This is a genomic window from Corallococcus sp. CA047B, assembly GCF_003612065.1.
GTDB lineage: Bacteria > Myxococcota > Myxococcia > Myxococcales > Myxococcaceae > Corallococcus > Corallococcus praedator.
This window is the reverse complement of record NZ_RAWD01000022.1, coordinates 13,523-25,120: the sequence shown is the minus strand read 5'-3', so window position 1 is coordinate 25,120 and position 11,598 is coordinate 13,523. Positions and strand designations below refer to the sequence as shown.

Sequence of the window (11,598 nt, the reverse complement as noted above, 5' to 3'; positions counted from 1 at the left end):
AGGGGATTTAATTCCCCGGACCGCACTCCGCCGCCAGCGCCGACGCCTGGGCGGGGAACCTTTCCGCCAGCGTACGTTTCACCTCATCCACCGCGGCGGTGTCGCCCGAGTGGGCATGCAGGCGGCAGCGCGCCGTCAGCGCCCGGGGATCATCCGGGGCCAGCCGCTCCGCTTCCCGGTACTCGCGCTCGGCACCGCGGAGGTCGCCCTGCCGGAAGAGGACGGCCCCCAGGTACGAGTGGGCCACCGCGAGCGAAGGGGCCTTTCTCACCGAGCGCTTGAGCAGCGAGGCCGCGTCGTCCAGCTTCTCCTGACGGAAGCGCACGAAGCCCAGCTCCGCGAGGGCCGCCGCGTCGTCGTGCTGACGCGTCCAGGCGGACAACACGCTGGCGGCCTCGTCCAGCCGGCCGCCTTGCGACAGGAGGTGTCCGTAGCGGGGCGCCACCTCGGCGGAGCCCGGGGACTGCGCGTACGCCTTCGCGAGCGCGGTCAAGGTGCCCGGCACATCGCCCTGGAGGGCCCGCAGGTCGGCCAGGGCCAGGGGCGCGCGGATGTCCTTGGGTGCGAGCAGGGTGGCTTCGTCGATGGCGCGCTCGGCGCGTTTGCCCATGCGCAGCTCGGTGGCGGCCCGCGCGGCGAGCAGGTGGGCCTCGGCCTCCTTCGGGAAGCGCGCGGTGTACGCCTCCGCCAGGGCGAGGGCCTGGGGGTGGGCGCCCGCGTTGAGCAGCAGGGTGCCCGCGCGGGCCAGCTCCTTGGCGGTGGCGCGTGCGTCCTTGCCCAGTCCCTCCAGCGCGGAGACCTTCGCCTCCGGCGTCGTCGCGGCCTCGGCGGCGGCGATCCGCTCGGTGGGAGGCACATCCGGACGTCGCAGGAACCAGGTCGCCCCCGCACCCATTCCGCCCAGGGCGAGCACGCCCACGAGGAGGGCGATGCCCTTGCGCGACCGGGGGGCCGTGCTGCTTCCACCCGTCGTGGATGGAGGCGCGTTCGGCTTGCCGGGGACCTCACCGCGTGAAGCGGCGGAAGGCGCGCCCAGCTTGCCCGAGGTCTCATCACGTGAAGCGGCGGAGGGCGCGTTCGGCTTGCCCGGGGCTTCACCTGGCTGCGCGGGGAGGGATGCCGGACCGTGGGGCAGGACCTCGGTTCCATCGGGAATCCCGGGCCACGAACCCGACCCGTACACTCCCGTCTGTGACGCCGTGCGCTCCGGCTCGGTGGGCCACCGCGCCATGCCGAACGGTGGCATCGCGTCCGCCGCGGGCTTCGCATCGGTGCCCGAATTCGATGGATCCGCGAGCCTCGCGCGCCGCAGGGCCAGCCGCTTGGGGTCGCGGTCCGGCGGAAACAACGTGTCCAGGTACGCGGCCACCTGCGCGGGCGTGGCGACCTCCGCGGGGCCGCCGAGCAACTCGATGGCGGTGATGAAGGTCTGGAGGCTGTCGAAGCGCGCCTCCGGATCCTTCGCGAGCGCCATCAAGCACACCGCCTCCAGCGCTTGCGGCACCGACGGGTCGAACGCGGTGGGCGGCTTCGGCCGTCCTTCCGCGATGCGCGACAGCACCTCGTCGGGCGACATGCCGGTGAAGGGCCGGCGGCCACAGAGCTGCTCGTAGAGCATCACCCCCGCGGCGAACAGGTCCGCGCGGTGGTCCACGCTGCGGCCGGCGATCATCTCCGGCGACATGTAGAAGAACTTGCCCTTCAGCGTCCCCGGCTCCGTGCCGGAGCCCAGCGCGTCCGCCTTCGCGATGCCGAAGTCGATGACCTTCACCGCGCCGTTGACGCCCACGTGGATGTTGTCCGGCGTGAAGTCGCGGTGGACGATCTTCAGGGGCCGGCCCGCCTCGTCCACGGCGCGGTGCGCGGCATCCAGCCCCCGGCACGCATCCACCAGCACGCGCAGGGTGATGCCCAGCGGCACCCGGTGCCCCAGCTCCGCGGCCTCCCGCCGCAGCTCCGCGAACGAACAGCCCTCCAACAGCTCCATGGCGATGAAGGGCTCCCCGCCCTCCATGCCCAGCTCCAGGATGGACACCACGTTGGGGTGCCGGACCTGCGCGGTGATGCGCGCCTCGTTGAGGAACATCTGCACGATGCGCCGGTCCGCGACCATGTGCGGCATCAGCTTCTTCACCGCCACCGCCGGGCCACGCTGCCCGTCCGGAGCGATGGGGCGCGCCAGATACACCTCGGCCATGCCGCCCGTCGCGATGCGCGAACTCAAGCGGTAGTGACCTGCCCACGAGAAGCCGGATTCCGACACCAAGGTGGCGGCAGTCTACGGGCCCGCGCCCCCAGCACCCAAGGTCATGCGGGGATGCCTGCCTGGTCGTCCCCACCCCTGAACCCTTGCTTCAAGGATGTTTCAGGGCGTCGCGGGCCCCGGACCGGGCCCATGCGCACCGTATTGGTCGGGCCGGGACGACGGGTGTGGGTGGAAGGAGGGGCGTACCCGGTGACCGGGGGCGGGGGTGCAGTGCTAACCTGCCGCGCTCGAAGTGGGACCCCTAAGGGGAAGGGGGCCGCCGTCACGAACCTCGCGCACCGTCGCGCATGCAGGGAGGGATGTTGGGCACCGTCCTCAAGGGTGGTTACGTCGTCGAACTGGAACCCGCCTCCGTCGAGCGGGTGGACCTGCGCATCGAAGGCGAGCGCATCGTGGCGCGCGGCGAGGACCTGACGCCCGGCCCCGACGACGAGGTGGTGGCGCTGTCCGGCAAGCTCGTCTTCCCGGGGCTCGTCAACGCGCACCACCGGCTCGCGAGCGTGCTGTCGCGCGGCATGGTGCGGCCGGCGCCGGAGACCTACCAGGCGCTGCTGGAGCAGGTGCGCTGGCCGTTCGAGAACGCGCTCGACCTGGACGCGGTGCAGGTGGGCGCCACCGCGGGCGGACTCGAATCCATCCAGTGCGGCACCACGACCCTGTTCGACCTGCACGCCTCGCCCAAGGCGGTGACGGGCTCGCTCTTGCGCATCGCGCGCGGGCTCCATGAGGTGGGCGTGCGCGGCGTGCTGTCCTACGCGGTGACGGACCGCATGGGCGCGGTGGGGCGCGAGGAGGGCCTGGAGGAGACGGTCAGCTTCGCGCGCAAGGCCCGGGGCCGCTTCCGGGGGCAGGTGGGCGCGGGGCCCGTGTTCACCCTGGGCGACGACGCGCTCCAGGGCCTGGGGGAGGCGCTCAACACCACCAACACCGGCCTGCACTTCCCGCTCGCGGAGGATCCGCTGGACGAACGGCTGTCCACCGAGCGCCACGGCAACCCGCCGGTGACGCGCCTGCTCAACGGCAACCTGCTGTCGCCCCGGGCGATGGCGGCGCACGCGGGCCACCTGGAGTGGGCGGACCTGGCGCAGGTGCTGGCCACGGGCACGTGGCTGGTGCACACGCCGCGCTCCAACCAGGGACTCGAAGTCGGCTACGCGCCGGCGCTGAAGTTCGGGGCCCGCGCGTCGCTGGGCACGGACGGCACGTCGCCGGATTTGTTCGCGGAGGCGCAGGCGGCGTTCCTGCGCTCGCGCGAGGCGGGGCAGCCCATCGACGTGCTGCGCTACCTGGCCAACGGCCACCGGCTGGCGTCGCAGGTGTTCGAGGCGGCCATTGGCCCGATGCGCGAGGGCGCGCTCGCGGACCTGCTGGTGCTGGACTACCAGTCGCCCACGCCGCTGACGGCGGAGACGCTGGCGTGGCACGTGGTCCACGGGCTGGGCAGCCGGCATGTGGAGGCGGTGATGGTGGACGGCGTGTGGCGCGTCTGGGCGCGCCGGCCGCTGTCGGTGAACCCCACCGTGGTGGCCGAGCAGTCACGCGAGGCCGCGGCGGCCGTCTGGGCACGGCTGACGACGTAGCGGGGGCGGACTTGTTCCTGGCTTGTCCCAATGTCCGGGGCCCGTTAAGTCCCGGCCATGCTCATTCCCCTGCTCGTGGTCGGACTGGTCAGCGCAGCGATTCCCCAGGTGGGCGACACCGCCCCGGACTTCACGGTGAAGGACACCGGGGGCACGTCGTACACGCTGTCGGAGATGGTGAAGAAGGGGCCCGTCATCGTGGCCTTCTTCCCCAAGGCGTTCACCGGCGGCTGCACGAAGGAGCTGACCGCGTACCGCGACCGCTACAAGGACATCGAGAAGGTGCAGGGCCAGGTGCTGGCCTTCTCCACGGACGACGCGGAGACGCTGGCGCGCTTCAAGACGGAGCTGAAGGCGCCCTTCGCGTTCATCCCGGATCCGGACGGCAAGGTCGTCAACGCGTACGACGTGAAGATGCCGGTGGTGACGGTGTCCAAGCGCTACACGTTCGTCGTGGGCGAGGACCGCAAGGTGCTCAAGGTGGACGAGGGCAAGGACGCCATCGACCCCACGGGCGCCATCGTCGCGTGCCCGCTGCGCAAGGGCGGCGCGGCCAAGCCCGCGGAGGCGCCCGCCGGGAACACGCCTCCCATCAAGGCCGCACCGCCGACGAAGTAGTCACGGCGTCGTGATGCAGGGGCTCCTCGCCTTGGAGGGAGGGGCCACGGTCCACTCGCGGACGTCCGACCGGTCCGCGCGGGCTGGAGGGGCGTCCGGCCGTTGAGGAGTTCACGCGGACCCGGGGCCGCCGCCTTGTTCGTCGGCGGCCGGAAGCGATAGCCCTGGAGGTGCCGCGCGGGCATCACCGTCCGCTGGGGGCGGGGGCGTGAAGGAAGCCCGTAGGCATGGACATCGTCTTCCTGGGTCCGCCGTGCGAGGCGTCCACTGACGGCGCGCACGGCACGGCATCGAGGCTGCTCGCGCAGGCGTTGAGGCACAGAAGGCATTCGGTCCTCCTGTTGGAACAGGCCCTGTCCGGTTCCGCGTGGTTGGAGGGGGAGCCTTCCCGCGCGCCGTACCTGAACGTGGCGGACCTGCACGCGCGCTTCCGCTCCCGGGTGCGCCGGGCGGACCTGGTGCTGGTGGACGCGGACGTGCCCCGGGTCGCGGAGGTGGGCCGCTGGGCGACGGACACCGCGCGCGGGCTCACCGTCTGCTGGGATCGCGACACGCCCCGGACGCTGCGACAGCCCCACCCTGAAGGCTCGACACGGCTGCCCCCCGAACAGCTCGCGGGCTACCAGCTCTGCCTGTGCTCCTGCGGAGGCCCCGTGCCCGCGCGTCTGGAGCGCGAGTGGGGCGTGTCCCGGGCGCGTGCGTTTCCGCCCGGTGTGCAGCCAGAGTCCTTCGCGCCGCGAGCGGTGCCAACGCGTTGGGACCTGGGGCACCTGGGGCCGTCATCGTCGGAGCGCCGGGCGCTGCTGGGGCCGTTGCTGTTCGACGCCGCGCGCGAATGGCCCGAAGGGCGGTTCGTCCTCGCCGGAGGGATGTCCGTGGTGGATGCCGCGTGGCCCTCCAACGTGACGCTGCAGGCGGCCCCTCCTTCGGATGCGCAGCCGGACTTCCAGGCGGCGCAGCGCTTCACGCTGGCCCTCTCGCGCGCGGAGCACACGCCGGGGCCGCACCTGTTCGAGGCCGCGGCCCGTGGCGCGGCGCTCATCTGCGACCCCTGGCCCGGGCTGGAGGACCTCTTCTCGCTGGGCGAGGAGGTGGTCCTGGCGCGCACCGCGAAGGACGTGCTGCGCTACCTGCGCGAGATGCCAGAGGCGGACCGGCTCCAACTGGGAGCGCGCGCCCGCGAGCGCGTGCTGGCCGAGCACACCGTGGACCACCGGGCCCTCGCGCTGGAGCGGTACGCGCAGGAGGCCGTGCGGGGCGGCTCGGCGGGCGCGCCCGTCAGTGTTCTGGAGCCACGTGAGCGTTCGCTGAACTGAGGCGACACGTCCCGGCGGGGCGCGACGCCCTAGACGTGAGGCGTCTTCATCAGCTCCCGGGGCGGGAACACGAACTGCGCCGCACCGGCCACGAGCGGCGACTCATCCCGCTGGAGCCCGGCGAGCGCCTCCAGCCGCTCCGGCGTCCAGCCCCGCCCCTCCTGCGCGTCGCGCACCACGCACTGCACGGCCAGCCGCCGCACCTCCGGAACGGGGCTGCTCCCCAATCGGGCGCCCACCGCCTGCATCGAATCCAACGGCAACTGGGCCACCGCCACCTGGGCCGCCATCAGGGCATCCGCGTGCAGCCAGCCCGCCTGTCCCAGGGCATCCAGGTGGCCCGCGAACACCAACGGCTCCAGGGCGATGGCCGCGCAGCGCACGCGAGGCACCGCCAGGCGGGGGTCCTTCGTGAGGACGACCTCGGCCAGCAGTCGCGTCGTGCGCAGGGGCACGGGGCGCATCCGCTCCCGGGGCTGGAGCAGTGAATCCAGCGCCACGCTCAGCGCCTTGCGGTCCGCCACCACCGCCTCCAGCATCCGCGCCATCAGCGGCAGGTCGTGTTCGTCGGCGCGGTGGACGAGCGCCCCCATCGCCGCGCGCACCTCGTCATCGAAAGGGGACACCAGCCGCGCGCCGCACGCGGCGAGGAAGACGCGCTCCCGGTCCTTCACCTGGAGGAACGCCGCGCGCCGCAGCAGGTCGATGCGCGCGTCGGGCTCCGGCCGCGCCAGCACCTTCGCGAGCAGCGCGGACAGCCGCGCGTCCAGGGCCTCCGTGAGCCGGTCCGCGGGGATGTCTCCCACGCGCGAGGCCATGATGGCGTCATCCCCCGCGACGGCCCGCTCGAACACCGCCCACGTGGGCTCGCGGTCCAGGTGGTCCCACAGCCCGCGCAAGAGCGCGATGCGCACGTCGCGGTGCAGGGGCAGCGCGTCCAGCTCCAGCAGCCGCCCATAGGCCGCGTCCGAGCGCAGCTCCCCCAAAAGCCGCACCACCTCCTTGGCGACGGTGACCTTCGCGAGCGGCACCTCCGCGAGCAGCGACAGCACCCGCGCGGGAGGCATGCCGTTGAACGCCCGGCGCAGGCCGTAGATGGCGATGCGCGCGCGCGAATCCCCCAGGCACTCAATCAGCGTGGGCACGCCCTGGCCCTGGTCGCACCGGGCCAGCACCCGCAGGGCCCGCTCCTGCACCGCGGGCCGCTTGTCGTCCGCCATCGCCTGGAGCGCGTCCATGGGCGCCCAGTCCAGCGCGGCCAGTCGCGTCACCGCCGCCAGCAGCGTGGGCGTGTCCCGCTCCGGGTCCTCGCACAGCTTGGCGAGCGCGCGCGAATACGTCCGGTTCTGCTCCGCCGTCCACCGGAAGAAGCCCGAGTCGAAGGGGAGGATCCAATGCGTCGCGCCCGTGGCGAACTGGCCGGTGATGGCCGGCGCGCCCAGGTACGGCCCCAGCAGGTCCTGCCGCCGCCGGTGCAGGTACTCGCGCACCACGGGGATGGCGATGACGCTCTCGTCGCGCTTGAGCAGCGTGGGCAGCATCCGGTCGAAGTCCCTGCACGCGCGGTAGCGCAAGAGCCACAGCGCGTTCCCGGACGGCTTGCCCAGCCGCAGCGCCACGCGCTCCAGCTCCGCCACCAGCTCCGGGTGCAGGGGCACGTCGCGCTTCTCGTGGAGCGCCAGCGTGACCACCTCGTCGTCCCAGCCGCGGTCCCTCCAGCGCCGCAGCGCGCCCGCGAGCGTCGCCTCGAAGCGGGGCCGGTCCTCCTTCGACAGCCACTGGCTCAGCGCCACCGCCAGCCGCCCGTCCGGCGTCACGTCCCGCACGGAGACCAGCCACTCCGACAAGCCGGGCACCAGCGCCGCGCGCTTGCCCAGGCTCTGCGCGAGCTGGAGCAGGGGACCGCCCCGCTCGCGCTCCGCCCACGACTTCGCCAGCGACAACAGGTAGGGCGCGGCCCGGCGCACCTCCTCGTCGTTCAACCGGTGGCCCAGCCCCGCGTCCCGGAGGCTGCCCCGCTCCTTGAGGAACGTGCCCAGCCACGGCGCACCCCATGAGGGATCCGCGCCGAAGGACCGCACGAGCAGCACCTCCGCCGCCAGCGCCGTCGTCGGCGACAGGTCCGCCGCGTCCAGGGCATCGCGCAGGACGCGGCCCACGGCCTCGGTGTGCTCGGCGCGCCACATCCGGCGGGGCCACCCGTTGAGGGCCTGCAGCATCGCCCCGCGCACGGGGTCCTGTTCGTTCTTCCGGGCCAGCACCAGCGCCAGCGCGGGCGCCACCCACGCGGGCTCGTCCGGACGCAGGCCGGGCAGGGCCAGCACGGCGCCCAGCGCCACGCCGCGCATGGCCGCGTCGGGATGCCCCATCGCGCCCCGGAGCACGCCCAGCGCCTCGTCCCAGGGCAGCAGCCGCGCGTAGACGACGCGCGACTCGGCCCGGGTGCCCAGCGCCACCACCTCATGCAGGTGCCGCCGCGCCTCGCGCTCGCGCAGGTCCACGGGCAGGCGCTCCAGGTAGCCCACGGGGATGACGCCATCGCGGTTGCGCATCGCCGCGCTCCAGCGCTGGAAGACGTGCTCGCGCACGCCCGCGTCCTGGATGTGGGCAATCAGCTCCGTGCCCCAGTGGGGCGCACCATCCACCGCCGCGCACCACGCCTCCGTCACGGTCCGGTGCAGGGGCTGCGCCACCTTCTTCAGCACGTCCTTCGCGGTGCCCAGCAGGTTCGGGTCGCGCTGGATGAGCCATGTCAGGGTCTCCGCGTCCAGCGTCCCCACGGCCTTCGCGAACAGCAGGTGGGGAAGGGCGACGCCGGGGTACTGGCGCAGGAGGGCCACCGTGCGCGCGGGACGAAGCCGCACCAGCGACCGCAGCGCGACCGGGTTCGGAGGAATGCCGCGCGCGAGCATCAGCTCCAGCAGCGTCTCCGCCGCGTCGGGCACCTGCTCCGACAGGCGCACCAGGCTCCAGTCCACGTTCATCCGCGTCACCGGATCCGCCTCGCCCGTCACCGCGCGCATCCGCTCGATGAACACCTCGCCCAGCACCTCCGGGGCGAACTTCGCGAGCCGCGCCCAGAACCGGTGGCTGGGCCGCTCCAGCGCGCGCGCCAGGTGCCGGCGCAGGCCCTGCTCCGAGGCCAGGGGCACCGCGTCCGCGAACGTGGCGCTGTCCCCCTTCTCCACCAGTCCGTCCAGGTACGCGTCGATGACCGCGTGCCGCTTGCGCAGCACCAGCTGGCGCAGCAGGGACTGTTCCCGGCGCATGCCGTGCGCCATGCGCAGCGCCTCCAGGGCCTGGGCATCGTCACAGGCCAGCGGCACCAGCTCGAACGCCAGCGTGCGCACCCGGAACGAGTCGTCCGCCGTGGCCTTCAGCACCGCCACGCCGTCGCGCCGGGTGAACTGGGCCGCCAGGGCCAGGCGCCGTTCGGAGGCGTCCCCCCGCGCCAGGGCCTCCAGCAGCGCCTGCGCCCGCGGCTCCGTGCGGGCCTTTCGTCCCAGGTCCACCATGTGACGCACGCGGGCGTCATGGAAGGTGGACGTCAGCTCGGCACGCAGGGCGGTCAGGGCGGGGTCGGACATGGCGCCCAAGGATGCCCGCTCCCCCGCTTTCCTGACAGACCCCGCGCCTTCTTCACGCAGGCCGGCCGGCTCAGTGCGTCGCCTCGGACGGGGTGACCGGGTAGTCGCCACTCGCATGCTCGCGCGCGTGCTGCGCGAAGAGGAAGCGGCGCACCGAGGCCCGGGTGATGAGCCCGCAGGGGGCCAGGCCCAGCACGGGCGCCACCGGCAGCGCGTCCACGTCCTCCTGGTCCATCAACTGGAGGGCGTGCGCCAGGTCCGTGTCCGGCGCCAGCGCGGGCAGCTTGCGCGCCAGGTCGCTGGCGACGAGCAGCGGGTACATGGACTCGTCGCGCCACACCTCGCGCAGCTGCTCCACCTGCACGGTGCCGTAGAGGTTGCCCATCGTGTCCAGCACCGGCAGCGTGCCCGCCTCCGACGTGAGCAGCTGGTCCGTCAGCGCGCGCAGCGGCGTGCCCGCGGGCACCGCCGCCACCTGCGTCATCAGGGTCCGCACCTGCGTGCCCGTCAGCAGGTCCTCGTCGCTCACCACCTTGGTGGAGGTGCGCTCGATGAGGTAGTGGCACAGCGCGGACGCGATGGTGCACGTCACCATCAGCGGCAGGATGATGTCGTGGCTGCCGCTCAGCTCGTACAGCATCATCATGCCGGTGAGCGGACCGCGCGTGAGCGCCGCCACCGCGCCGCCCATGCCCACGATGGCGTACGCGCCGCTGGGCCCGGTGGCCAGCGGGAAGAAGTAGTGCACCAGCGTGCCGAACGCGCCGCCCGCCATGGCGCCAATCACGGCCGCCGGGAAGAACGTGCCGCCGGACCCGCCCGAACCGATGGTGATGGACGTGGCGACGAGCTTCAGCACGCACGCCGTCACCAGGAAGATGAAGGGCAGCTGGCCCGCCGCCGCCAGGTTGATGAAGTCGTGCCCGCTGCCCCACACCGTGGGGCTCAGGAACACGAGCACGCCGGTGCACAGGCCGCCCAGCGCCGCGCGCATCGGCAGGGGCTTCCTGCCCAGCCACGGGGAGAGCCGGCCGCCCCCGCGTCCCTGGAAGAAGTGCTCCACACCGTGGAGCATCTTCACGAACGCGAACGCCAGCAGGCCACACGCGATGCCCAGCGCCGCGTAGGCGAACACCTCCGCGCCGCTGACCAGCTCGTAGTTGACCCGGTTGAGCATGGGCGCTTCGTCCAGCACGCCCCGGCTCACCAGCGTGCCCGCCACGCTCGCCAGGATGATGGGGGAGAAGACGCGCAGCTCGAACTCGCGCAGGATGATCTCCATCGCGAACACCGCGCCCGCGATGGGGGCGTTGAAGGACGCGGAGATGCCCGCCCCCGCGCCGCACGCCAGCAGGATGGACAGCTCCCGGCGGCTGAAGCCCAGCACGCGTCCCACGCTGGAGGCGAACGCCGCGCCGCCATAGACGATGGGGCCCTCGCGGCCCGCGGAGCCGCCGCTGCCGATGGTGATGGCCGACGCGATGAGCTTGAGCAGCCCCCGGTCCGCCGGCACCACGTTGGCGCCGCTCTTCACCGCGCGCACCACCTCCGGCAGGCCGTGGCCGTGCGTCTCCGGCCGGTCGCGCAGCAGCCGGCCCACCGCGAGCCCGCCCAGCGTGGGCGCCAGCAGCACCAGCCACCAGGGCAGGTGCGGCAGCGCCGCGGGCAGGTTGTGCGCGTGGCCGAACACCGCGTTGATGGCCGCCAGCCCCACCAGCGGGTAGTACAGCGACAGTCCGCCCAGCGTCAGCAGGGCCAGCAGCCGCAGGCGCCGCTTCACCTCGTCGCGCGGTCCGCCCGGCTCGATGATGCGCGCGAGCAGCAGCGCGCCCAGCGCGAGCGGCACGCCCACCAGCGCGTACTCCAGGTGCCAGCGCGCGGAGGCCAGCGACTCCATCAGCGTGCGCAGCCGCTGCGGCTTGAGCGCCGCGGCCAGCTCCGCGGCGCTGAACGTGATGCCGCTCATCACGCCAATGAGGTTGGAGAAGATGCCGGCGGCCAGGCCGCTGTAGAGCCCCACCACCGCGCCCGCGATGGGCAGCACCGACGGCGTCGGCAGGCGGATGCGGTTGGACGCACCCAGCAGGAAATAGATGAGGCGGGAGAGGTTCTGCTTCACCCACGCAATGAGCGCGGGCACGCGCTGCTCATGAGCAGGCGGAGGTTCGTCACTGTTGTTCATTTGGAGCCCCTACTAAACGGAGGAGCCCCTTGGGTTTCAAGTTTCTTGG

At 73.0% G+C, this 11,598-nt stretch carries 6 protein-coding genes; 3 read left to right on the top strand and 3 right to left on the bottom strand.

Going from position 1 to position 11,598, the window contains the following annotated elements; genetic code table 11:
* Window positions 1-7 precede the first annotated feature (7 nt).
* The gene (locus D7X74_RS06150) at window positions 8-2,197 is read right to left on the bottom strand and encodes a serine/threonine-protein kinase (protein WP_120531999.1); all 2,190 of its coding nucleotides are present in this window, start codon (window positions 2,195-2,197) and stop codon (window positions 8-10) included.
* Between the two features lie 371 nt (window positions 2,198-2,568).
* On the opposite strand from D7X74_RS06150, the gene D7X74_RS06145 reads away from it, so the two are divergent.
* The 3 genes from D7X74_RS06145 to D7X74_RS06135 all read left to right on the top strand — a co-directional run bounded on the left by D7X74_RS06145 (window position 2,569) and on the right by D7X74_RS06135 (window position 5,780).
* Window positions 2,569-3,846, top strand: a complete 1,278-nt coding sequence (locus D7X74_RS06145) for an amidohydrolase family protein (RefSeq protein ID WP_120531998.1) — start codon at window positions 2,569-2,571, stop codon at window positions 3,844-3,846.
* Window positions 3,847-3,903: 57 nt separating this feature from the next.
* A complete protein-coding gene (locus D7X74_RS06140; protein ID WP_120531974.1) occupies window positions 3,904-4,464 on the top strand; it encodes a peroxiredoxin in 561 nt (186 codons plus the stop codon).
* Window positions 4,465-4,691: 227 nt separating this feature from the next.
* Window positions 4,692-5,780 (top strand): glycosyltransferase, encoded by a 1,089-nt coding sequence (locus tag D7X74_RS06135; protein WP_120531973.1) that lies wholly within the window; start codon window positions 4,692-4,694, stop codon window positions 5,778-5,780.
* Between the two features lie 29 nt (window positions 5,781-5,809).
* Here the strand turns inward: D7X74_RS06135 and D7X74_RS42935 are convergent, their stop codons facing one another.
* Together D7X74_RS42935 and D7X74_RS06125 are read right to left on the bottom strand one after the other, a co-directional pair.
* Window positions 5,810-9,367, bottom strand: coding sequence for a hypothetical protein (locus D7X74_RS42935; RefSeq protein ID WP_158622191.1), 3,558 nt, complete (start codon window positions 9,365-9,367; stop codon window positions 5,810-5,812).
* A gap of 70 nt (window positions 9,368-9,437) precedes the next feature.
* Complete coding sequence (locus D7X74_RS06125; protein ID WP_199741776.1) at window positions 9,438-11,549, bottom strand: chloride channel protein; 2,112 nt, start codon at window positions 11,547-11,549, stop codon at window positions 9,438-9,440.
* Window positions 11,550-11,598 lie beyond the last annotated feature (49 nt).